This is a genomic window from Candidatus Zixiibacteriota bacterium (assembly GCA_036480375.1).
Classification (GTDB): Bacteria; Zixibacteria; MSB-5A5; order GN15; family JAAZOE01; genus JAZGGI01.
In genome coordinates, this window is the sequence record JAZGGI010000034.1 from 23,161 (window position 1) to 47,105 (window position 23,945).

18 protein-coding genes are annotated in these 23,945 nt (G+C 44.1%); 14 read left to right on the forward strand and 4 right to left on the reverse strand.

Annotation, left to right across the window (positions count from 1 at the left end; genetic code table 11):
• Nucleotides 1-113: 113 nt before the first annotated feature.
• Entirely contained in the window at nucleotides 114-2,729 is a 2,616-nt protein-coding gene (locus V3V99_10890; GenBank protein MEE9443157.1) for a TonB-dependent receptor plug domain-containing protein, read from the reverse strand.
• A gap of 280 nt (nucleotides 2,730-3,009) precedes the next feature.
• Here V3V99_10890 and V3V99_10895 point away from each other — a divergent pair, with 280 nt between their 5' ends.
• The 7 genes from V3V99_10895 to V3V99_10925 all read left to right on the forward strand — a co-directional run bounded on the left by V3V99_10895 (nucleotide 3,010) and on the right by V3V99_10925 (nucleotide 9,802).
• On the forward strand, nucleotides 3,010-3,534 hold the full coding sequence (locus V3V99_10895; GenBank protein ID MEE9443158.1) for a CBS domain-containing protein: 525 nt from the start codon (nucleotides 3,010-3,012) through the stop codon (nucleotides 3,532-3,534).
• Between the two features lie 41 nt (nucleotides 3,535-3,575).
• Nucleotides 3,576-5,105 (forward strand): SLC13 family permease, encoded by a 1,530-nt coding sequence (locus V3V99_10900; protein ID MEE9443159.1) that lies wholly within the window; start codon nucleotides 3,576-3,578, stop codon nucleotides 5,103-5,105.
• Nucleotides 5,106-5,214: 109 nt separating this feature from the next.
• Nucleotides 5,215-6,522: an NCS2 family permease gene (locus tag V3V99_10905; GenBank protein ID MEE9443160.1), complete on the forward strand. Its 1,308-nt coding sequence runs from the start codon at nucleotides 5,215-5,217 to the stop codon at nucleotides 6,520-6,522.
• Between the two features lie 169 nt (nucleotides 6,523-6,691).
• The gene (locus V3V99_10910; GenBank protein MEE9443161.1) at nucleotides 6,692-7,252 is read left to right on the forward strand and encodes a hypothetical protein; all 561 of its coding nucleotides are present in this window, start codon (nucleotides 6,692-6,694) and stop codon (nucleotides 7,250-7,252) included.
• A 78-nt stretch (nucleotides 7,253-7,330) separates the two neighbouring features.
• Nucleotides 7,331-8,065 carry a dockerin type I domain-containing protein gene (locus tag V3V99_10915; GenBank protein ID MEE9443162.1) on the forward strand — a complete coding sequence of 245 codons (735 nt, stop codon included), beginning with the start codon at nucleotides 7,331-7,333 and terminating at the stop codon, nucleotides 8,063-8,065.
• 133 nt (nucleotides 8,066-8,198) lie between these two features.
• Nucleotides 8,199-8,621: a hypothetical protein gene (locus V3V99_10920; GenBank protein ID MEE9443163.1), complete on the forward strand. Its 423-nt coding sequence runs from the start codon at nucleotides 8,199-8,201 to the stop codon at nucleotides 8,619-8,621.
• Nucleotides 8,609-9,802, forward strand: coding sequence for a hypothetical protein (locus tag V3V99_10925; GenBank protein MEE9443164.1), 1,194 nt, complete (start codon nucleotides 8,609-8,611; stop codon nucleotides 9,800-9,802). Before V3V99_10920 ends, V3V99_10925 begins: the two co-directional genes overlap by 13 nt.
• A gap of 25 nt (nucleotides 9,803-9,827) precedes the next feature.
• On the opposite strand, the gene gatD is transcribed toward V3V99_10925, so the two are convergent.
• Nucleotides 9,828-11,210, reverse strand: a complete 1,383-nt coding sequence (gene gatD / locus V3V99_10930) for a Glu-tRNA(Gln) amidotransferase subunit GatD (GenBank protein MEE9443165.1) — start codon at nucleotides 11,208-11,210, stop codon at nucleotides 9,828-9,830.
• Nucleotides 11,207-13,198 carry a Glu-tRNA(Gln) amidotransferase subunit GatE gene (gene gatE, locus V3V99_10935; protein ID MEE9443166.1) on the reverse strand — a complete coding sequence of 664 codons (1,992 nt, stop codon included), beginning with the start codon at nucleotides 13,196-13,198 and terminating at the stop codon, nucleotides 11,207-11,209. Before gatE ends, gatD begins: the two co-directional genes overlap by 4 nt.
• 278 nt (nucleotides 13,199-13,476) lie before the next feature.
• Here gatE and V3V99_10940 point away from each other — a divergent pair, with 278 nt between their 5' ends.
• From V3V99_10940 to V3V99_10965, 6 genes are all read left to right on the forward strand, one after another.
• Nucleotides 13,477-13,686, forward strand: coding sequence for a hypothetical protein (locus tag V3V99_10940; GenBank protein ID MEE9443167.1), 210 nt, complete (start codon nucleotides 13,477-13,479; stop codon nucleotides 13,684-13,686).
• A 190-nt stretch (nucleotides 13,687-13,876) separates the two neighbouring features.
• Nucleotides 13,877-15,163 (forward strand): hypothetical protein, encoded by a 1,287-nt coding sequence (locus tag V3V99_10945; protein ID MEE9443168.1) that lies wholly within the window; start codon nucleotides 13,877-13,879, stop codon nucleotides 15,161-15,163.
• A gap of 123 nt (nucleotides 15,164-15,286) precedes the next feature.
• Nucleotides 15,287-16,744 (forward strand): trimethylamine methyltransferase family protein, encoded by a 1,458-nt coding sequence (locus V3V99_10950; GenBank protein ID MEE9443169.1) that lies wholly within the window; start codon nucleotides 15,287-15,289, stop codon nucleotides 16,742-16,744.
• Nucleotides 16,744-17,451, forward strand: coding sequence for a vitamin B12 dependent-methionine synthase activation domain-containing protein (locus tag V3V99_10955; GenBank protein MEE9443170.1), 708 nt, complete (start codon nucleotides 16,744-16,746; stop codon nucleotides 17,449-17,451). The genes V3V99_10950 and V3V99_10955 overlap by 1 nt, the downstream gene beginning before the upstream one ends.
• 21 nt (nucleotides 17,452-17,472) lie before the next feature.
• Nucleotides 17,473-18,105, forward strand: coding sequence for a corrinoid protein (locus tag V3V99_10960; GenBank protein MEE9443171.1), 633 nt, complete (start codon nucleotides 17,473-17,475; stop codon nucleotides 18,103-18,105).
• Between the two features lie 25 nt (nucleotides 18,106-18,130).
• Nucleotides 18,131-19,018: a homocysteine S-methyltransferase family protein gene (locus V3V99_10965; GenBank protein MEE9443172.1), complete on the forward strand. Its 888-nt coding sequence runs from the start codon at nucleotides 18,131-18,133 to the stop codon at nucleotides 19,016-19,018.
• A gap of 68 nt (nucleotides 19,019-19,086) precedes the next feature.
• On the opposite strand, the gene V3V99_10970 is transcribed toward V3V99_10965, so the two are convergent.
• Complete coding sequence (locus V3V99_10970) at nucleotides 19,087-20,040, reverse strand: DUF4097 family beta strand repeat-containing protein (GenBank protein MEE9443173.1); 954 nt, start codon at nucleotides 20,038-20,040, stop codon at nucleotides 19,087-19,089.
• 406 nt (nucleotides 20,041-20,446) lie between these two features.
• On the opposite strand from V3V99_10970, the gene V3V99_10975 reads away from it, so the two are divergent.
• Complete coding sequence (locus V3V99_10975) at nucleotides 20,447-23,821, forward strand: C10 family peptidase (protein ID MEE9443174.1); 3,375 nt, start codon at nucleotides 20,447-20,449, stop codon at nucleotides 23,819-23,821.
• Nucleotides 23,822-23,945 lie beyond the last annotated feature (124 nt).

Sequence of the window (23,945 nt, forward strand, 5' to 3'; positions counted from 1 at the left end):
TTGTTTCTTTCCGGCGATTTGATTAGTAGATATACTAAAAAAAATGGGGCGATATTCAACAAATATCACCCGGTTTAGTATTTTTTATTTTGATTTTCTATTTGAGTTATTATCTAAAACGAAGTTCTCAATCCAAAATATATAATCCTTGGCTGACCGTAATTTAAAGGATTTCTTTGTTTCAGATTATAACGATAAACGAATTCTTCACCATAAGTAAGCCCCGTAGATGAGTCAATTATCCAGTCTATTTCGGCCCGTTCTATTCCCTCATCGGTTGATAAATACCCGGTATTATTCGGCTCACCGGTTCCGCTATAGACATGAACGATGTTTTCCCGACTGAAGAGATTTTTCACAAGCACAAACGGCGTCATCTCAATATCCCAGAGTTTGAATGTTTTTTCCAGTTTCATGTCAATATAATATTGACTGGGTTTATTCTCAGAGTTCATTTGATCGGTTGGTTGAATCCATATGTTAGTGAATCCCACCGCATCGTACGGTAACATTGGTGTATAAGGAGTCCCGCTATTGTACTGAATGGCTACAGTCAATTGAGAATTCTCAAACGGCTGTGAGTTTCCAATTTTTAAACCTTCATTATTATGGGTTTTTAGGCTTATAATTGCATTTAAATTATGCCGTGAATCATAATCAAGAAGAATTGTTTGGATTGGTGTAGACGCGGGATTTTTCCAAGCAACATTTTCTGTCAATTTGGCAAAAGATTTTGGCCCTTCCAATTTACTATATGAATAGCCAATATTTATACGAAAACCCCACGACACCTTTATAGAAGCAGAGAAATCAATTCCTTTTGAAGTAGCATGAATTGAATTGTCAGTATTGGATACAAAATCATAGACATTGGGTACAGCTGGCGCTTGATGCAAATATGCAATTTCATTAAAAAACCTATTCCAATATCCCAAACACTTTACCATAATTTCGGGTCTGATATAATATGTAATCTCCAACCCTCGTTCAGTAATCTTCCACGATTTTAAATTTGGATTTACAAATGGATAATATGAACCCGCTAATACTCTCCGCCACAAAAAATCCAATCCCAAATATAAATTACCATATTCCGGTCGCTGATACCGAATGGCATAATAGAACCGTGGATGCAATTTCTCAGATATGGAATATCCTATCATAAATCGAGGCGATATCTTTGTTACGCTTTTTGTTTTATAAAAATCATCTTCGTCCAACAAATGATAGTCGGTGCCACTTGGGTCAAAGGGCCTTTCGGGATCTAGCATTGAGTACGAATTATAATCATAATAATCCGTTCGAATCCCTAGGTTGGCATAGAAGTTTTTTATTATGATTTTATTTTCAATGTATAGCGCTAGATTTAGAGGTTTCTTCATTTCGTTGACATAACTCAATTCATTAATTTCATTGCCATAAACATCATACCCGTAGCGATTAATTCTATGCATAGTTGATATTGATTCCTGATCTTGCGTAGCATTTAAATTATTAAAATACCGGACCGAGTAGCGATTATATTCAAACCCAATCTTAGCTGTATTCCAGGAATTCATATGCCGTTCAAAGGAACCTTTTAGCCCAGTATGAGTGGTTTTATGGCGCAGAAAGTCTTCCCAGTAAGAGGGGAAAAATCCCAGCAATGTATCTACCGGAGTACCAGAATAATCGGGATACAATTCACCGACGAATATTGTATCGCCCTCCCTGAAAAGAAGAAAAATGTCGGCATAAGGATTGGCCAATTCTACAGATCGCAGCGTATCGTTCAGCATAAAATCTAACGTTCTATAATATGACGCATAATCATCATATATCACACCATCGCCGCAAAACCGTTCGCTGACAAAACGATATCCCTGCACCGAATATTCCGTCGATTCATTCAGGCAATGCGACAGTTTTATCGAATAACTCTTATTGTCATCTTCGTATCGGGGAGTATGCTGAGGTTGGAGCAAAAACTCAGGCCGGTATTCCTGCCACTCATCCTGCATTATATCCGCAGTCGCGGTAACGTGAATATCCGATGTCGGGAAATAATCAATGCGGCCATGATATGACCAGCCATTCTGCCAATTATTGGGCAAACGCTTATCTCCGCTCGGCGAGAATTTTTCGGTCATCACCGAAGGACTGCGGTCAGCCATAAACCGCCGTTCGATAAGTCCCCAGAACCTGACATTTTTTGATTTTGTAAGAGGTCCGTTCAAACTAACCGTGTACCAGTTGCGGTCATATCCTCCTCCGCCCAAATTATCTGACATTGATTCGACCATGCCGCCTATAGTCTCCCCGCCCATAGGAGATTCGATGCTGACAAATCCGGCGTTGACGTTGCCGTATTCAGCCGATATTCCTCCCGTCATCAGACTCATTGAACCGATCACATGCGGACTTATTGTCGCGGTAAGGTCCCCCAAAAGCTCATTGCGAACCGGTACGCCATTCAAATAATACCCGAAATGAGTATGCCGCGCCCCTCGAATATGAAGTTCATCCCGATTCAATCCTGTGGAAGGAACGCCAACAACTCCGTTCTGCAAAAGGAGAATATCCTCCAGTGTACGTACCGGAAGAGATGAAATATCTTTTGTTAACTGATTAATCGCCAGTGAGTCTTCTTCACTTTCGTCAGCAATAGTATCAATGGATAGCGCAAAAATAATTCCCCATAAGATTAACAATGAAAATGTTATTCTGCCAGAGCCCCCGCTCGAATTCACTCGCAAATTAAACCTCCCCGAAATAACTCCCGTCTTCAAATAGTTACAACATAAATAAAATTTATCTAAAAGCAACCTCTGCCCAAAAGAAATTTAATTATTCTGCCAAAAACCACCCTCCAATCTTTGTTGACCTGCATCATACGACTTGCTATATTGGTCGCTTAATGGGAGAAAGCTTTTTTATGTGGGACAACAAAAGTAAAACCCGTATCACCCGAGCGGATTGTTTTCTTACGCTTCTTTATATACTGAGAGAACTTAAAAACAGGAGTGCGCAATGATATCTAAACGCGCCGGGGAAATTATGATTCCCCTTGAAAATTACCCCCATATTCCCTACTGGTTCACACTCAGGCAGGCGGTTGCGGAACTGGAGAAATCCGAATTGACTCACAAAGACCGCACATCTCTTCCGCGGGCCCTGCTGGTATTTGACGAAAAATATCAATTACTCGGAATTGTCCGTCGGAGAGATATCTTTCGCGGTCTGGAACCGAAATTTTTGAGAACTATGGCCGCCCCTAAACGGGGCCAATTATTTGACGTCGCAATCGATCCCGACCTGGTCGATTTATCTACCGGCAAAGTGGCCAAAGCCATGCAGGAACAAGCTGAGCAGCAGGTCAGCGAAGTGATGCAGCCGATAGTGGCGACCGTTCATTTCGAGGATCACCTGGCCAAAGTAATTTACAAAATGGTCAGTCACGAAATGACGATGTTACCGGTTCTCAAAGATTCCAATGTGGTTGGTGTTGTCCGCAGCGTTGATGTATTTCACGAAATTGCGAATATTTTGTTGTAGAGGCACCGAACGTTCAATAACGTAATCTCGCAGGAGCTGCCATGAATGACGAGTTGAAACCAAAAGGAAGAGCGCCCCTGGGCGCAGGCCTGCCCGAAGCGCCGCCAGACATTCACGTCGTCGGTGTTGCTCGCCGAATAGATTACCGGCGCCTTGCTTTTATCGCTCTGGGAATAATTCTCTTTACCGCAATATATATGTCACCCGACTGGCCCAATGCCGTCAGTCCCCAGGGAGAACAATTCGTTTTGTCTCGTGAAGGCAAAGCCGCTTTGGGTTTGTTTTTGCTCGCCGCCACCTGGTGGGTTTTCGAAGTCATACCTATCGGTATTACCAGTATCGTGATCGGGGTTGTTCAGGCAATCTTTTTGATAAGATCCGCCAAAGTCGCCTTTAAAGATTTTATGGACCCGTCGGTTTGGTTTATCATCGGTTCGGTGGTTATAGGGATGGCCTTTACGCGATCCGGCCTGACCAAGAGGATGGCCTACAAAATGCTATTGGTAGTTGGTGAAAAAACGAGCATGATATACCTGGGCACTTTTGTTATGACGGCCGCTCTGACTTTAATCATGGCCCATACTGCCGTCGCCGCCGCCATCTATCCGCTGTTGATGGCTATTTACGCTCTATACGACGATAGTAACCGACCTACCAAATTCGGCAAAGGCCTATTCATGGGCATGGCTTTTGTCGCTGGCGCGGGAAGTATCATCACCCTGTTGGGCGCCGCCCGTGGAGCGGTGGCCATCGGATTTTTTCGCGATATTACCGGCTACGAAATTACCTTTTTCCAGTTAACATATTATATGCTTCCCATCGGCGCTCTCATGGTCTTTCTGCTATGGGGATTTTTTATGATATTCCTGAAACCGGAACAAAAAACTATCCCCGGCCTTCGGGAACGAGCCGTGAATCTAAATAAGCACTTGGGCAAAATTACCCGTACCGAGAAACTAACACTGGTGATCGTGGGACTGACAATTCTTACTATCAGCGTTCGGAAATTTATACCCGGACTTGAAAATGTTGACAAAAGCGCCATTATCCTGACATCCACGGCCCTCTTTTTCCTCTTCAAAATATTAACTATTGATGATCTTGAAGAAATCCCCTGGAATATCGTGCTGCTGTTTGGCGGAGCTATGAGTATCGGTTTTTGTCTGTGGCAAACCGGAGCCGCCGAATGGCTCGCTATTCAATGGCTCGTTATCCTTCAGGACTTGGGATGGTTCGCTTTTGTCATAGGCATAGCGTTCTTTGTATTGATAATGACAAATCTAATCATGAACGTCGCCGCCATCGCTATTACCATGCCGGTCGCCCTGACCGTGGCGCCTTATCTCGGCGTCGCCCCGGAAGTCGTCCTATTCGCTTCCCTGGTAGCGGCCGGAATGCCTTTCTTACTTCTCGTTGGAGCCGCACCTAACGCAATCGCCTATGAAAGCAAGCAATTTACCAGCGGAGAATTTTTCAACTATGGTATCCCGGCCAGCATCTTACTAATGATTGTCATAGCTCTTTTTGTGAGATTCGTGTGGCCGGCAATGGGAATGCCGGTAACGTTATAGGCGCATTAGTTAAAGCAATACTTAAGGGTCGGCCATACCGACCTTTTTTAATGCTTGATATAGAGCTCATATCTATTTTAATTATTGATAGTGATAGCGGGGATATCAAATGGATTTTATAAAATCATACTTCAAATTCGATGAGCTCGAAACCAATTACAAAAATGAAATCATCGGCGGGGCAACGACATTTATTACAATGGCCTATATTATTATCGTTAATCCCAAAATTCTCGAGGCAGCCGGTATCCCTTTTGGCCCCTCAATGGTGGCTACGATCCTCAGCGCATGTCTGGGAACTCTGGCGATGGGCGTCTATGCACGGCGGCCGTTTGCGATCGCTCCCTATATGGGTGAAAACGCCTTTATCGCCATTACCGTCGTAAACATTCTCGGTTATAGTTGGCAGACCGCCCTCGGGGCCGTATTTATTGGCGGCGTTATCTTCACTTTGTTAAGTATCCTTGGAATTAGAGGCTGGTTAGCTCGCTCTATTCCCAATTCATTAAAAATCTCTTTTGCGGTGGGAATTGGGCTTTTCCTCACTTTCATAGGCCTTAACCAAACCGGTATCGTGACTTTGGGCGTTCAGGGCGCACCGGTTCATGTTGGTGATTTATCCACGATATCGATTCTTCTGGCCATTATCGCGTTTCTATTAATCGGCTTTTTATCCCTGCACAGAATACCCGGTGCGATGCTGATAGGCATTATTCTTGTGTCGGTCGCCGCTTTTAGCCTGGATATTGCCGAACTCCCGGATACCTGGATAAGCATGCCCCCCAGCCTTGAACCGATATTCCTGAAACTTGACATTACCGGGGCTTTACAATGGGGATTCTTTTCAGTAATCCTGACTATAGTCGTGATGGATTTCGTTGACACTACCGGAACATTGTTGGGCTTGGCGTATAAATCGAATCTTCTCGATGAGAAAGGAAATCTGCCGGAAATTGAAAAACCGATGATATGCGATTCACTGGCTACCGTTACCGGTTCATTACTGGGAACTACCACGACCGGCACGTTTCTTGAGTCGGCCAGCGGAATCGAAGCCGGAGGCCGTTCGGGATTCGCATCGGTAATCACGGCCATGCTGTTTTTATCGGCATTGTTTTTCGCTCCCCTATTCACCGCAATTCCACCCTGCGCCTATGGAGCGGCTTTAATATTTGTCGGACTCTTAATGCTCACTCCGGTTACGAGACTTCCGGTAAATGATCTTAGCGAACTCATCCCGGCTTTTTGTGTAATTGCGCTCATGAGCTTCACTTTTAACCTTGGAATCGGTATTACGGCTGGATTTGTGGCCTATCCGCTCGTGAAGATTCTCGCCGGGAAATTCCGCGATATCAAACCGGGCATGTGGATTCTCGGCGCGATTTCACTCTTATTTTATATAATGTATCCCTATTGAGAGAAATATCGTAAGCTCTTATTCCCCTCGTAGATATGCCCGATTGAAGAATATTTTTATCTTGCTAAAGAGAACTAAAATAGTATATTATCCGCATAAAAAGAGATCAGGCCGGCCCAAATTAAGGGCCGTAATAGAAATTGAGCAAATACTTTTCGGAGATTAAATCATGGCAAGAACATTCATTATCGCGATGTTCTCATTTTTTCTTGTCTGTGGAGGCGTGATTGCCGATGACTCCCGGTATGCCTCAGAAGTTTCTTACAACGAAACCAGGGATAAATCAACAGAAGTGCTTATTGCCAAAGATTCGCCGTCAAAAAAATCACTCAGCGCAGATTATGAAGGTACTCTTCGAGTTTATATAGTTGAACCGATTTCGCGCTGGAGAGACTACAATTACACATCATATAATTATGGATTTCTCGGTTTTGCCATTTTTGATACGATATCAATGCCGTATCAAAGCAGTCTTACGGATACCATTGTGTGGAACGGAGCCTTACGCGGATATGGCGATATATTTTATGCCAATATTAAGGTCGTGGCCGCTGTATTTAATGATAGCGGCGTTTTCAAAAATTCTGATCCTCAAACTGGCTATGGCCCGTTTAACGCCTTTTACGCCGATGCCGTTACGGGCGCCTATCCCGGTCAAACAGGAACAGATGGACCAAGTGGCAGCTATTCACACTCCGTCCTTGTCGAAGAGGGTACGGCCACCACGTGACCGACCTGCCCCTACGCTCGTGCAGCGTTACAGAATATAGAATCCGCTGGATATTATATCTATCACGTAGCTTTCGTCGTGAACAAGAACAGTGCCGCCAGCAATTACATGAATGGTCTGTATAATCTTTATTGGACACCGACTATTTTCTTTGACGGGGGGCATGATTTTGTTGTCGGGACAAGCCAGTCAGCAATGCAATCTGATATTAACACAGCCGGTCAGCGAGAAGTTAATGACATCGATCTTTCGGTCAGTCTTGAGTGGCTTGGGGAATCGAATCTTGAAATAATTGTCTCCGTTACCAACAACCAGTTCATTAACCAGACACCGGAAAGACCGATGGATATAACCGGACCGGACATCGGAATTACTTACGGAACTTATGATATAGCAGCCCAGACATCCGATCCTGACGGGCAGGATCTTTGGTATAAGTTTGACTGGGGCGACGGCAACGTTTCCGATTGGACGGGGCCGGTAGCATCGGGTCAACAGGCGAACGGGGCTCACGCCTGGAATATGGCCGGGAGTTATAATTATCGTATCAAAGCTAAAGATGAAATGGATGCCGAGAGTTATTGGTCGCCGAATCAACAAATAACCGTTTACAATCGTGGTGACGCCAACAGTGATGACGGCGTGAGCGTTGGAGACGTTGTTTATATAATCAATCATGTCTTCAAAGGCGGTCCTCCCAGCGATCCCGAGGGAAGGGCCGACACGAATTGCGATAATAGTGTTAATGTGGGAGACGCGGTCTTTTTGATAAATCATATATTCAGACAAGGCGACCCGCCTCATTGTTTATAAAAAAAATCTGTTTTTCTATTCAGGGATTGGTGTCGAGCCAATCCCTGATTCTTTTTGGAACAGGTATTGCCAAAACCGCAGGCATTGGATACGTTAACGAAGCAAAAATGAATTATTGACGCGGGATGTTTTAATGAAGTCGTTTTTGATAGTTATCATGGTAACTGGCCTAATTCAAATGGGAATCCCGATATATGCCGAAGATACAGTGGAAACGCTTTATATGGATTATGTCGATTTTGACGGTGATGGAATAAACGATAATATCCGAGACAATGACGGAAACGGCATCCCGGATGATTTTGAAAGGAAGAGCTCTGAAAACAAAATTGCCCCGAGCATTCTTGGCCAATCATTAAATCAATCCCTAAATAATAATGCCTCCATTGATTTGTACTTAAATAATCGTGAAGCTTTTGGCGCCCGCGAATTTCATGTCCTGTGCCATTCCAGTCATCGAGTAGGATTCACATCCGGTCAGGGATTCGGAGTCGGTAACGGTATTGGACTGGGTAACATTGCCAGCGGCTGCGCGGGAGGCGTATGCGGTATTTAGCATCAATTCTCCCCGCTCTGCTTTCGATTTTTGTTTTTTTTCCTCTGGCTGTTCAGGCGCGAATTTCGTTCGATTTTTCCGCCAGTACCAAATCAAGCAGTAATCTGCTTCAGGACAGCAGTACGACCTACGATGCTTTTTCAATAACTTCCGCGACAGTTGAATATATTCCTCTTCCCTCACTGAAAGTATCTATTTCGGGAAGGCAAACTTATTACCGGGAAACAATTGGTCTGAGTAATATTTTTGGCAGAATTAACGTCACATACATTCCCCTATCTGAAAAATCACGATTTTCCCTTTACCTTAACGCCAACATAAACGGACGAAAATATCATAATGATTTTAGTGGAGTCGATAATAATTTTGGCGGGGCAGTATTAATCGCAGGCTATCAGCTCAATCCCCGCCTCTATATTCGAGGCGGAATATCTTATCGCTCCACCGTTTATATCAATACCGACAGCGATTACAAGCGTGATCTTGATTTTATTCTGGGATTGAACGCTATTCTTCCGGGACAAACCAGTTTTGATTTTGAGGCGGGGTTCGGACGGACCAATTATTCTTTTAAAGACGCCAATTTAACAGGAGACGGATGGCCGTTATCCCGACCCGATTTGCCCGAGCCTATTCCCTATGATGATATGTGGATAAAAGACATACCGGATACCAAAGACAACCTGTGGTTGTTGTATTTTTCGCCTCGCCTATCCCGTTCGCTCGGCAAGAAAAACGGCGTAAGTATAACTTACACTGCTCAGAATTTCCAAAATTACCGGGGCGGATTCCTGTGGGATATTTCAACCGGATACTTATCTCCCTGGGCTACCGTCTGGGAAGGTCAAAGCGTGTTGGTTAATATTAAATCGTTTGCGATACGCAGACTAATTATAAACACCGGTTACGGCTATTGGAATAAACAATTCCTGACTACTTCCAATCGTTACAACGAACAGGGTGATGATCGAACCTATTGGGAAGTACGAACCGAAGACAAACATCGAGAGGATATCGTCAATCGTTTCTTTTTTAGCGTTCAGTTACCGGTCAAATTAAACCATGAATATTTAATCGAACCGGTATTCAATATTGAACATTCCAATAATAACTCGAATAAACTCCTTTACGATTTCAATGATTATTCAATAACGACCGGCGTGTCATTAAGATTTAAGTAGTTTTTCTCAGGCCGAATAAATTTCACTAACGAATATTCGACTTCAAAAAATCTCGTATTTCCGGGGTACCACCCTGGTATATTAAATAACCGTCATAAGGTTCCCGCTCGGTGATATCTCCGCAAATAGGCGATAACATGATTTTTTTAACTTCTTCCAGATCATCGGTTTGCCCCATGGCCCAGCCAAGTTTGATATACGCTACTTCAGGAAGCATATTTTCGGTAGGAATTATTCCCTTACTCATCAGGTCGCGTCCGGTGTCATAAACGAACATATGGACATAACCCCACAGCGTCTGCACTGTCATATAAATCGCGACGCCGGCTTTGGTAGCCCGCTCAATTGCCGGATAAACCGGCTTATTGACATGCCCTAATCCGGTCCCGGCAATAACGATCCCCTTATAACCGTTATCCACCAGGGAATCAATTATATCGGGATGCATGTTGGGATAATAATAAACCATCGTTACGCGCTCTTCAAAAACCGGCATGACGTTAACATTTCTGTCTTTTCTTCTGCGATTATAATCATTGCGAATAGGTGTTATTTTATCGCGATCGACTGTTGCGATAGGAATATCGCCAATCGTTCTGAATGTAGAACGATAAGATGAATGCATTTTCCGAACGCGCGTTCCTCGATGCAATAGTCCGTATTGATCCGAAGTTGGTCCGAACATACTAACGACCACCTCGGCAATATCCGATTCTCCGGCGGTTTTGGCGGCGTGCATTAAATTCAAAGCGGCATCCGAAGACGGCCGGTCGGATGAGCGTTGAGAACCCACCAAAACAATCGGGACCGGTGAATTTTGTACCATATATGACAGGGCCGCCGCAGTATGATGCATGGTATCGGTGCCGTGACCGACAACAATTCCGTCAATGCCGTTTTCAATCTCTTTACCGATGGCTTTGGCCAGAGCGATATACTGCCTGGATCCCATATTTTCGCTGAATACGGCAAATAACTTCTCGGTGCTCAAATTACAAATATCAGCCAGCTCCGGAACGGCTCCGTACAATTCGCCCGGAGAAAAGGCCGGAATCACCGCCCCGGTCCGATAATCAAGCCTCGACGCAATCGTCCCGCCGGTTCCGAAAAGCTTTACTTTTGGCTTGCCTTCGCTATACGGAAATTCCTTTTCCGGAATTTTATAATGAGCTTCCTTGTATCCCGTCTCCCGCATGGTTTTTATTGTATCTACCGAAATCCCGACATTATATCCGGTCGCCAGTTTCAAAACGATATGCCGATCATCATCATTTTCCGCCCGGGGCAATATTATTCCCGAAAAATTTCCCCGAGTAGTCTCAATCGTAGCCTCTCCCCAAACTCGCATATTGAATTTTTTCAATGCCTCCAGAGCCGCGCCTTTGTATCCTTTGAATATATCACTCATTTCGCGCACTCCTTTTCTACCGCAATCGCGATTTCTTTGAGGGCTACATTTCCTATAGCCATCTTTCTTAAATGCCCCATTACCCAGTCATGCTTCGCCCGCGTTGAATTATTGCGTTTTATAGAGTCGAATTTTTTAATCAGATTCGGAATCAGGCTGACAATAGAATCCCGTTCGCACATTTTATAACCAATAACGTTTAAGATAGAATCGAAAACCATCTTGGGATGAGCATATAATCCCGGGAGCATCACTTCGGCGATTTCAACATTTAATCCCTGAGAATTAATAAACTTAAACATGCCGTAAATGGCGTAATCATTAAAATCCGCCGATGGTGTGATTTTACGTTCAACGCCCCGAAATGTATGACCGAACAGGGTTCCGACATATCTGGGTGGAAGATTAAAATCTTTAATAATCTTTTCAATCAGCCATACGAGATTTCTTCGCAATAAATAACCGTATGTATCTGCCGGTACATCCCATTCCCGCAACTGCCTTACCCTATCTCGAACCGAAACCGGTAAATCCTTTTTAATTCTCTCAATATGCTCATCTTCTATAGGTATCGGAGCAGAATCGGTATCGGGGTACATCCTGTCCGGACCGGGCAAAACTCGTTCGAAAATAGTCGTACCGTCAGCTAATGCCTTTCTCGTTTCATTGGGCACTCCATTAAAAGCCAAACGGCATCTCTCCTCGATAGTCTCGATTGCCATTTTGATATCATCCGAGTCACCCCAAAGGATTAACTGGGCGTCCTTATCATCAGCCCCAAGATGACTTGCCAATTTATCCCACACCGCTTTATTTACCGTTTCATTTCCGGATAATTCCGGAATCTCTTCCGAATGAATCATATTTGGCTTTTCGATGCAGGCGATTACTTTCAAACGATCGCTCAATTCATTCGCGAACTTTTTCCCCGGTTGAGTGAAAAACGACAATAAGCCTTTAAATCCAGGGAGGTTGATTCCGATTATCTGTAAATTCTTTTTTCTGATGTCATTCAAAACACCTTTTAACGGTACGATATTGTTTTGGATTAAATCAACGAACGACATTTTCCAGTCATCCGACGCGATTTTTAAGGATGCAAGCTTATCTTTAATTATCAAAAGCGCTTTTTGTCGAAAAGCTTCGTTATGAGTTAGCTCAGGTATCCATTTAATATGAGCCACGCCTTTAATCTCCACCCTTGTACCGCCGCGCACGCTGACGTTTACGTCTTCTCGAGCGGCTCCGATACCGGTGCGCACATTGTTGGTGCTTCGGGCTAAATACCGCAAATAATGAGCGGCCTGCGCTACTTCATCGGGTGTTTTCATATCCGGCGCCGTAACGGTTTCGATAAGCGGTATCCCCAATCGATCGGTCGTGAATGTCCGCCAATGTCCTTCGTCCAATACCTCGCGGCACGAATCCTCTTCCAGACTCAGCTGAATAATACGAATATTCTTTTCACCAAGAGGAATCTCGCCTTCGATACCGATAATTGCCGTTCGTTGAAATCCGGTAGGAATTGATCCGTCCAGGTATTGTTTACGCGTAATATGTAACTCCCCAACAATATTGGTACCAAGAAGTAAAGCGATGCCAATAGCTTTATCCAGGGCTTCCCTGTCAATAGCGAACGGCGGGGTATCGTCGATATCATACGTACAAGCCGATTCATCCTTGATACGATAGATAATATTCTTGCGAGTTTTGAATTCCATCAACGCCGTGCCGTCGTATTCGCCCAATTCACTCAGGGTCGGACGCATATGTCGGATCAGTTCGGCGTCGTAATCATCACCATTTTGATATAATCCCGCCGGACACCGGCAAAATAATTTTTTCACCGTCATCAATTGCTGATGTATCTCAAGACCGCTATTAAATCCCAGTTCCTGATAAGTTTCTACCGTCGCCTTCGCTCTCGACACATATCCAACCGACAGCATGGGTTTTTTATAGTGATCATTGGTGTTATTATTATTCATTCTGTTTTCCTGCCGCTAATAGCCCTTTTTATAATCTACAATTATCCGGCCCGCAAATTAAATTAATCTCTCACCAATATCAAGTCCTTTCGACATCTCGATTGAATGGTTATCTAAGAGCCAAATATTGATTTATATATCCATACCGGGAATCATCCATATCTGAATGAAGTATGAAATTATTTAAATATTTTAAAAAATGATTGTGTTTTTTTGTTGACATGTTTTTACAAAATCAATACGGTTAGGTCGAGTTAATCATAATAAGGAGGATTTTAATGCCGAAAGCGAAAAAGAAAGTCGCAAAGAAAAAACCAGCAGCCAGGAAAAAAGTTGCTAAGAAAAAAGTAGTCAAGAAGAAAGTCGTCAGGAAAAAAGTGGCGAAGAAAAAAGTCCGGTGCGCTGCTAAGACAAAAGATGGCAAGCGCTGTAAACGCATGGTTGCTCCTCCCGCCAAGTATTGCCATCTGCACAAGAAGAAAAGATAGACTTCTTCGGATTTTCATAAAAAGCCGGCTTTCGAGTCGGCTTTTTTATTGATCCCTTTCTATCAATAATCAATAAATTCTGGTTTTTTTTGAGGATTCCCGGCCCATAATAAATTATCCCTTCCTGCCGACAACATTAATATAAGATAACAGGGGATAAATACGTTTTTCAAAACAGGGGTCGATTGCATTGTCTAAATATACCAAATTCGCTTCGCTGCTGATATACGGCGGCACTTTATGTTTATCGGTTTTATCATTCTTTACGACTTTCTACGGTCTAAAAATCATATTAGAACCCCCGCTGGCCCTGGTTGGTTCGCTGGGACTTCAAATTGCCATGTTGGGTATAGCCTGGAATTTAATGAAAATAAGGGAAAACCGTATTTCATACGTCGCCGTGTTTACAATTACAGCCGTCTTCTCAATTTTTTTCTCATTTGCCAATTTCGATTCATCTCTTAAGGTGGATCTTCGCGAGACCGAAGCGCGCAAAAATTATTCGGAAGCTGTCCGACCGTTATTGAATGAATATATCCAGAAGGGCAGGCAGGCTTCCCTGAAAGGCGACTATCAGGTCGAGCGGCTCAATACTCTCATGCAGATGGAAGAAGAAAAAGGCTGGGCTACCGTCGTCGACGAAGGCACTCAGGATGAATTTATTCAATCGGTTATTGACGGCGCCCGCCTCATGATCGATTCCTGGCGCGCCTCGCAAGGGACCGATTACAGACAGGGCAGCGGCCGCGGTATTATTACCGAATACCTCATTAACCGGCATCAGGAGGCCACCAATTACAGGCAGACTATTCAATCATATATTGAAAAGATTGATGCAACATCTCAGGCATTTTCAAGCGATCTACCCGTTCGTGAACAATTTTACCTGGCCAATACCGTCTGGATAGAATTCCCCGCTAATGTCGTTAATAATCTTACTCAATTGAATTATTCGCCACCTGCTCCTCCCGATCAGATAAATTTCACGGAACGGCCAACCACTCGTCAACAGGCTTTTATGCTGGTTATCAATGATCTTCTTATAATGGATAATCTGGCATTATTTGCCCTTCTACTGGCTATCGCCATAGATGCCGTCGTAATCCTTATTGCCCTCGCGGGCAGTTACGCTTTTGATGATGATGAGCAGGTATTTAATAAAGCTCGCCGCGACGCCACTGAAAGAATTAAATCCATCCTGTCGGGAAATGAAAAAGATTTCGCCGGAGTCCTGCGAAAAAACATTGAGCAATTTGAACAGGCCAGTGAATACGGAATTCAGCTTCATAAAATGCTTGAAAACTACGAAAACAAAAAGAAAAAATTCAGTATGACTATTACTCACCCTAAAGAAAAAGACAAAGAAATAAAGAAGCGATTTCGTTTAAGTAACATTGTTAAGCATCAAAATGTTGAAATAACCGAAGCGCCTGAAAAGGACAACGATAAACCTCAACGAAAAAAAATCGTGATTTGATATTTAAGATTTAGTTAAGATCGCCTCTCAGGCGGTCTTTTTTTTATCCATGAATTGACATTTTCGTATCTTACTCGTAATTTGCATAATTAGATATTTATCAATACAGTATGGAGGGTATTTATGCGACCCATATTAAAATTCCTCGATGATACTCTGATAGAGCAGATAATATCCGAAGCTCGTGATGTTCTGTGCAAAATCGGAGTCACTATTCACAACCCCGAAATCGTGTCAATGCTTTCGGATTATGGCGCTCACATATATGATTCGGGACACAAAGTAATATTCAAAAATGAATTAATCGATAAATCCCTTGCCACAGCCCCCTCTTCTATTAAGTTGTATGACGTCATGGGTGAAGAGGCCGCCGATTTATCCGGCTATAACATAAATTACACTCCCGGTTCCGCGGCGCTTTTTATTCAGGATCACGGCTCTAATGAATTCAGGAATCCTGACACGGCCGATTATGTCAAGTACGCCAGATTAATGAGTCAATTAAATCATATTTCCCTGCAAAGCACCGCCATTATACCAGCCGACGTCAATGAAAAAATATCTGACAGTTATCGTCTCTTCCTGAGTTTTTTATATTGCGAGAAACCGGTCGTGACGGGAACGTTCACAATTGAAGCATTTGAGATCATGAAAAACCTTCAACTGGCGATTCGCGGCGATGAAATAAATCTCAAAAAAAAACCGCTTACGATGTTTTCCTGCTGCCCGACATCTCCCCTCAAATGGAGCGACGTTACTTCCCAAAACGTGATTGATTGCGCCAAATATTCAATTCCGGTGGAATTTATTGCCATGCCTCTATCCGGATTAATATCTCCGGTTACGCTGACCGGCACGCTGGTTCAACATACGGCCGAAACCTTAAGCGGCGTAGTCATAAGCCAGCTCGCCTGCCCGGGCGCTCCGATCGTGTACGGCGGCTCCCCGGCCATATTTGACATCCGGTACGAAACAACTCCGATGGGAGCGGTCGAAACCCAAATGATTGATTGCGCCTATAGTGAAATCGGCAAATATTTCGGACTTCCGACTCAGGCCTATATCGGACTCAGTGATGCCAAACAACTCGATGCCCAGGCTGGCCTGGAATCATCTATGGGTGCTACTCTGGCCGCTCTGTCGGGTATAAACAGCATATCCGGACCCGGCATGTTGGATTTTGAAAGCTGTTTCAGCCTTGAAAAATTAGTCGTCGATAATGAAATTTGCGGCATGACCCATCGAATGATTCAGGGTATTGAACCAAAGGAAGATTTCCCCAGCCTGCCGCACTTCGAGGAACTTCTCAAAGACGGCCATCTCCTCATTGCCGACCATACCCGGAAATACTTGAAAGAGGAAATTCATTTTCCCGGTCGCGTTATCGAACGGGCCAATCGCGCCCGCTGGGCTGAAGAAGGTCGATTAACTTTAGGCGATCGAGCCAATACCGAAATTAAAAAACTGATTGATAATTACATTCCTTCCCGCCTTTCCGCTGAAATTAAATCCGAGATGGAGAATTTAATGTTATCCGAGGCGAGAAAAAACGGCATGGATAAATTACCGGAGCGGGGTTAATGCGGGAAATAATCAATATCCCGGTGGATAAAATTACTCCTGAGATATCTTTAATCCTGCAAGGACAAGGTATCCCGGATGAAAGCGAAGTCAAATCTGAAATTACTGATCTGGCCAAAATCGCAAGGGATATTTTTATTCGTTGGACCAGATCAAAACTGTTGATTTCTGATATTACCCATGAAGATTTCGAAAAGATTTACTATAGTACCGATTTCAATGAATCACCCGCTCCTATCGAGGATATTTATCCCCGCGCCGATGAATTATCCATCTTCGCCCTGACTATCGGTCAGGATATATGCGATGAAATATCCGGTCTCTTCGCCAAAAATGATTTCGCCCTCGGTTCAATGCTCGATACCGCGGCATCGGCTGGAACCGACCTGGCCTCAGATTTTGCCGCATCCTGGTATCAGAATAATGTAATCGGAAACACAAATGCAAAACAAAGGCGAACTTTATGCTATAGTCCCGGATATTGCGGTTGGCATGTTAGTGCCCAGCGAGCGCTATTTGCTTTTCTTAAACCTGAAGAGATCGGTATCACTTTACGTGAAAGCTGTCTGATGGAACCTCTGAAATCAATTTCGGGTGTTTTGATATACGGCTCCGATAAGATTCATTTATTCGAAAACCAATATTCTTTTTGTGCGCAATGCCCAAGTCAGCCCTGCCTGGAAAGAATGAGCAATATTGAAAATTAAAAACAGGATTTGGAGATAGAAATGGACTTGCTCGAAAACATTTCGCTATCGCTTCAACGAGGGGAGTTTGACGAAACGGCCGAACTGACCACGCAGGCGGTCGAACAAAAACTTCCGCCCAAACAGATTCTCGACGACGGATTGATCGCCGGAATGAAACTCGTCGGAGAAAAATTCAAATGCCACGACATATTCCTGCCTGATGTTCTACTTGCGGCTAAAGCGATGAACGCCGGTCTGGATATCCTTAAACCGCTATTAATCGATGAAGATATGCCGTCGCGGGGTAAAGTCGTCCTCGGAACGGTTCAGGGAGATTTGCATGACTTAGGAAAAAACCTGGTCGGCATTATGCTTAAGGGTGCCGGTTTTGATGTCATCGATCTCGGCAATGATGTCTCACCTCAAAAATTTGTCGAGACCGCACTCGAAAAAAACGCTCCGGTTATTGGCCTCTCAGCCCTCCTCACGACAACCATGCCGGTTATGAAATCTGTGGTCGATTTAATTAAGGAAAAAGGTTTAGATGGAAAAATCAAAGTAGCCATCGGCGGAGCCCCGGTGACTCAGCAGTTTGCCGATGAAATCGGCGCCGACGCATACGGCTTTGACGGCATCAACGCCGTCGAATGCGTCGACAGATTAATTTCATAATATGTCAGGACTCGGAGGAAAATAGTTGGAGCCTATTCTTGAAAGATTGAAATGCGGAGAAATAATTGTCGCCGATGGAGCCATGGGAACTATACTTCAACGCCACGGAATCGATATCAATCAATGCGTTGAATCGGTAAATCTGGAAAATCCGCGATTGCTTGAACATATCGCTTCGGAATATCTGAAAGCCGGCTCAGAAATTATCCAAACCAATACTTTTGGAGCCTCTCCCGCAAAACTCGAAAACTACAATCTTCAGGATAAAACCGAATCAATTATTGAATCCGCGATAAAATCCGTGCGCAATGTGGTTGGAAATAGTGCCCACGTCTCAGGTTCGTGCGGCCCGACCGGAAAATTATTAAAGCCTTATGGTGATACCGAACCTGAAATTCTATATCAAAGTTTTCAGCGTCAAATGCGATCATTTATAAATTCCGGCGTCGATATTATTTGCGTCGAAACCATGATTGATATTTCCGAAGCGATTCTTGCGGTCAAAGCCGCTCGCGAGATTTCCTCCTCTGTTCCGATCATGGCCACCATGACTTTTGAAAAAACGCCTCGGGGTTTCTATACCATTATGGGTGTCGATATAAATCGAGCCTGCACGCAATTGAAAGAAGCGGGCGCCGATATCGTCGGATCGAATTGCGGAAACGGCCTCGATTTGATGATAGATATTGCGAAGGAATTCAAATCTCAATCCGATATGCCGATATTAATTCAATCCAATGCTGGTTTGCCGGTTATACAAAACGGCCAACCCGTCTATAATGAGCCCCCGGAATATTTCGAACACAAAATCCCCCATCTCATCAAATTGGGAATTTCTATAATTGGCGGTTGCTGTGGAACCACGCCGGAACATATCGCGGTAATTCGAAAATTAGTCGATCAGCACAAATAATAAACCCGCCCAATTTGAATTCACCAGGCCGGTTTTATTAAACAATATAAAATGTTTTATAGAGTATTCTAATCTTCAAGAATTCTGATACTGCCTCCGGAAGTTCGTAAATACAATTCGGGTCCGCCATCGCCTATCTCACCCCTCAGGGATGATTTTTTCTTGCGTCGGCTGGAAGAAATATCAAAATCCGATTTGACCCTGCCCGAACTTGTACGGGCATCCAAATACACATTGATATCGGGAGATAAATAAACCGTTATTCCTCCGCCTGATGTCGTCAGACGACAATCACCCCGAGGCTGCTCGCTAATCCGGGCGTATATCGAACCGCCCGATGTCGAAGCGTCGATTTCTCCCATTACTTCTTCTACTTCGATGCCTCCCCCGGAAGTATGAGCCGACACTTCGCCCTCAACATGACCAATCTCTATTGAACCTCCCGAAGTAGAAACATCCGCGCGGCCTTTACAACTTTCAAGTGTAATACTCCCCCCCGATGTCTTGCCTTTTACAGGACCGGAAATATTGTCAAATCGAAGTGATCCGCCCGAGGTCCGCACATCAACCTCGCCCTCCAAATCGCCGATATGAATGCTTCCCCCCGATGTTTTGGCATATACGTTATACTTTTCCGGAACCGTTATTATAAATTTCGCCTGTAACGATCGGCGCGTTCTTGTGCCAAATATATTCCATCCGCGCGAATCGTTGCCAAAATACTCGGCGTAAATCTCAACCGCGTTACCGTCCTGATTGAATTCAACCTCGAAATCATCGAACATATCCTGCGCGCGATCCTCATCCCGGGTTTTTGAATCGAGGATAATTTCTACGCCAATGTTGCTTTGATTGGACGCCTTAACCTCAATAGATCCAATTTCCGTGTCAATCGTCAATTCGCCACCGGGGGAAACGTTAAAATCTCGCGTAATTTCTTGCTTGATACCGGCCAGCGTCATCGCCGAGAACGCAATCACGATTATTAGAGACGCAATAAAAACTTTTCTAAAATCTGACATATCGAGAACCCTCCTTTAATACGCTTCTTCAATAATATTAGACAATGCCAGTCAAATAAGCGTTGCCTGTTCTTTGCCGATAGCTTCTTTGTTTATCAATACGCAATTTATGACTCAGGTGTTTCGCCATAATCCCAAATAATGGATAATTCCATCCAACTCCTTTTCCGACAATTTTTTAGACCAAAAGCAACAAAACTATTGTCAAATGTTTGAATTTGGGTATATTTAGGCTAAAGAGGGCCAACAATTTCTGCAATGGAACTGCAACATGAACCGCCGTTCAAAGTTACTAACTTTTTTATCGAAGATACAACAGCGTGTCTTGGACGAAGAGTTTGCCGATAACCTATAAGGTATTGGCAGCGGGATAATTGCAGGCATCTTACTTGTGATGGGAGCACTGATGTTAAAAGAATTTTTACAGCACACGCGTAGATTTTTGATAGCCAGTCTTGTTGTTTTGGCTATTCTGATTTCATTTTCAAATTCCGCTTATGCCACAATAGCGACTGAGAATGAAATGGATCAGGTTTGTAAAAATTGGCTCAGCCAGGTCGTTAAAGAACTGGGGAGCTGGGGCGGTAGTTTATATCCGGAAATTGAATATTCGCAGGATATTATAGAAAACGATACTCTATTGGGAAGGTATTACTCTATCTCTCCCAGCGGCTTTATAGTAATTCCGGCTCTTCGTGAATTGGCGCCGGTTAAGGCTTATTCCGAGGAAACTTCATTGAATATCGACGATGAAGGGGGTATGGCTTTGATGTTCAGGCAGGTCTTAAAAAGCCGCATGGATATTTATACCGAAGTTTACGGAAGTCTTGAAGCCGAACAAACCGGAACAGAGCTTCTGTTCGATAGAAAAAACGAACAGGCCTGGGACGAATTTACTGTTTCCGAAAAAGAATTCAACCAGACCATGAACAAAGGTCTTCTGGGCGCAACCGCAACTGTCGGCCCCCTTCTAACGACCTCCTGGCATCAGAGGTCCCCTTATAATCTGGATTGTCCTACCGGATACCTGGGGCGAACATGCCTGGTCGGTTGCGTATCAACTGCCGCGTCTCAAATTATCTATTACCATAAATGGCCGCCTGAAGGCACTGGCGATCATTCTTATTACTGGGTGGGCGATTATGAGGATTGCGGAGGAACAACTCCCGGCCAGACGCTTTATGCAGATTTTTCCGATCCCTATACCTACGACCATTCCAACGCCAGCGTTGCCGAAATTTGCTATGAAATGGGTGTCGCTTATAACATGAAATATGGCACCTGCAAATCAGGAGCTTTTACGTTAAATGGTGATTATATATTCCCTCAGTATTTTCAATACGATCAATCAGCACGCCGTGTAAATAGAGAAGATTATTCTGCCGACGAATGGTTCGATCTTATTAAAGAAAATATTGATAAAAACCGTCCTACACTTTACAGAATTTATAGTCACGCCATTGTCTGTGACGGCTGGCGCGAAATCGGTACTACCAAACAGTACCACATGAATTATGGCTGGGGTGGCAGCCAAAATGCATGGTTCACATTGGATAATCTTCATTGCGATTGGAGTGAAGAATGCGGTCCTGACAAAGAAGGTATGGTTGTCGATATCATCCCCCTCAACGGCGCTCCTTATTTGGAAAGCCACGAACTATCCGATGCCAGTTCCGGCGACGGCGACGGGATTCCCGAAGCCGGCGAAACTATTGAGATGTATTTCACCATTGCCAACTACGGCGGGGTCCCAATTGAAAATATCTATGCCACTCTTACTATCGATGACGGTACGTTAAATATCACCGACGACGCATCATTCATTTCATCGATACCCGCTTTTGACTCAGTAACCAGTTATGGTGACCCTTTTATATTTGAAATTCCTGCCAATTACGTCTCCCGTATTGATTCCTTTTTTATTGAGGTAACCTGGAACGATGGGCAGGATTCCGATAAATTAACCGGCACGTTTATTATAGGAAACATATCCGTACTTCTCGTGGATGACGATAATTATAAAACCTATGAAGACTACTACAAGGAGTGTCTTGATAAAATCCGCATGCCCTGCAGTGTTTGGACATATGCCAACCTGAATCCTCCCCCGGTTGAGGAGCTTAATAAATATGATTTAGTAATATGGTTTACGGGAGATGATCGCGCTACTACATTGAATTCGACAAATATCGGCAATATAAAAAGCTATCTTGACGGCGGAGGAAACCTATTTCTTACCGGCCAGGGTATCGCCTCTCAACTCGCTACAGACGATCCCGTTCTTTTGAATAACTATCTAAAAACCGAATATCAATCCGGCGCGTATTCGCCGATTATAATTTCTGAAACCGCCAGCCAGCTATTGAATCCTGATGATACGCTTGTTATTTATAATATTGGAAATACATCCGGAGCCAATAATCAAACTAATACTGAACGAATTACTCCTGTCAATGGAGGTATTGCCCAGGCACATTATGTAACCGGCGATCATTATTCCATTATATCGTACTCCGGGGCCGATTTCAATACGCTGTTTTTCGGTTTTGGTTTTGAAGGAATTAGCCTTGATACCATTCGTTTTGTCTCGCAGGATAGCATGGTGGTCTATATTTTGGATTTCTTCGGCACTTCCGGTCCTCCCTCGCCTCCAAGCGCGACCGGCATCAGTGTCGCCCCCGGAGACCCGGATCACATGACCGATCACGTTCCCGAATTTTCATGGTCTTATTTTGACGGTGATTCGGCTCCTCAATCGCATTATCAAATTCAGGTTACCAGCGATTTGAACTGGTATTTTGTTGATATGTGGGATACCGGTCCCGTCGCGGGAAGTGAGACCTCAGTTACTTATTTCGGAAGTGAGTTATTTGATGGAATTACATATTATGTCCGCGTCAGAGTCTCCAACGGCTTATACTGGTCGGATTGGATTTCAACAAATTTCGCCATGAACGGCTTGCCCGGTCCTCCTGTAGGTTTATCTCCTGATAATGAAGGAATGGTTACGTCAAGCAGCCCGGAACTTTCTCATGACGCCGCCCCCGATCCGGACGGGCTGCCCGTGGATTACAGTTATGAATTATATTCCGATATAACGATGACCAACCTACTCGCTTCGGCTGACGATCAACCTCAGTCTTCCAGTCCGGTCACATGGCAGGTTCCCGTTTCCCTCGGAGAAGACCAGACATTTTACTGGAGAGTCCGCGCTGATGATGCCCTTGAAGATGGCCAGTGGTCGGAATTAGCGTCATTCTGCGTCAATGCCGATAATCAATCCCCGGCGCCATTTGAACTGACAAGCCCCGACAGCGCCGTTATCATGGAAAACCTCCTGCCGACTTTCACCTGGACAGCTTCCTCTGATGCTGATATCAACGACGAATTCACCTATATGCTCAGGTATTCCAAATGGAGTGATTTTGCTTCGCCTAAATCATTTTATGACCTGACCGCAGAAGAGTACACTATAACTACACCATTGGAATATGGAATAGATTATTACTGGAAAGTTGTTGCCACCGACCTGCTGGGAGCCGAAACAATCTGCTCTAATATTCGAATTTATATAACGATGCTGGAGGGCGACGCCAACGCCGACCGAACAATAAACGTCGGCGACGCTGTTTTTCTAATCAACCATGTATTTAAAAGCGGTCCCGCACCTGTTCCTCTAATCATGGGCGATGCAAATTGTGACGCTGAGGTTAATGTCGGCGATGCCGTCTATCTCATCAATAACGCCTTCAAAGGCGGCCCCGCCCCCGGATGCGACTAAGAATGCTTTTACATCAATCGAAATAAATCATAAAAAAAGGCCGGTCAACCCCGGCCTTTTTTTTACACAATTAAATTGCTTGCCTCACTTGAATCAAAGGGATATTAATATTTCAAAGGAGAAA

Coding starts and splice junctions, on each gene's coding strand:
- V3V99_10895 (MEE9443158.1), top strand. CDS start 3,010: ATGATATCTAAACGCGCCGGGGAAATTATGATTCCCCTTGAAAATTAC.
- V3V99_10900 (MEE9443159.1), top strand. CDS start 3,576: ATGAATGACGAGTTGAAACCAAAAGGAAGAGCGCCCCTGGGCGCAGGC.
- V3V99_10950 (MEE9443169.1), top strand. CDS start 15,287: ATGCGACCCATATTAAAATTCCTCGATGATACTCTGATAGAGCAGATA.
- V3V99_10920 (MEE9443163.1), top strand. CDS start 8,199: ATGAAGTCGTTTTTGATAGTTATCATGGTAACTGGCCTAATTCAAATG.
- V3V99_10970 (MEE9443173.1), bottom strand. CDS start 20,040: ATGTCAGATTTTAGAAAAGTTTTTATTGCGTCTCTAATAATCGTGATT.
- V3V99_10910 (MEE9443161.1), top strand. CDS start 6,692: ATGGCAAGAACATTCATTATCGCGATGTTCTCATTTTTTCTTGTCTGT.
- V3V99_10975 (MEE9443174.1), top strand. CDS start 20,447: ATGTTAAAAGAATTTTTACAGCACACGCGTAGATTTTTGATAGCCAGT.
- V3V99_10925 (MEE9443164.1), top strand. CDS start 8,609: ATGCGGTATTTAGCATCAATTCTCCCCGCTCTGCTTTCGATTTTTGTT.
- V3V99_10940 (MEE9443167.1), top strand. CDS start 13,477: ATGCCGAAAGCGAAAAAGAAAGTCGCAAAGAAAAAACCAGCAGCCAGG.
- gatE (MEE9443166.1), bottom strand. CDS start 13,198: ATGAATAATAATAACACCAATGATCACTATAAAAAACCCATGCTGTCG.
- gatD (MEE9443165.1), bottom strand. CDS start 11,210: ATGAGTGATATATTCAAAGGATACAAAGGCGCGGCTCTGGAGGCATTG.
- V3V99_10955 (MEE9443170.1), top strand. CDS start 16,744: ATGCGGGAAATAATCAATATCCCGGTGGATAAAATTACTCCTGAGATA.
- V3V99_10960 (MEE9443171.1), top strand. CDS start 17,473: ATGGACTTGCTCGAAAACATTTCGCTATCGCTTCAACGAGGGGAGTTT.
- V3V99_10905 (MEE9443160.1), top strand. CDS start 5,215: ATGGATTTTATAAAATCATACTTCAAATTCGATGAGCTCGAAACCAAT.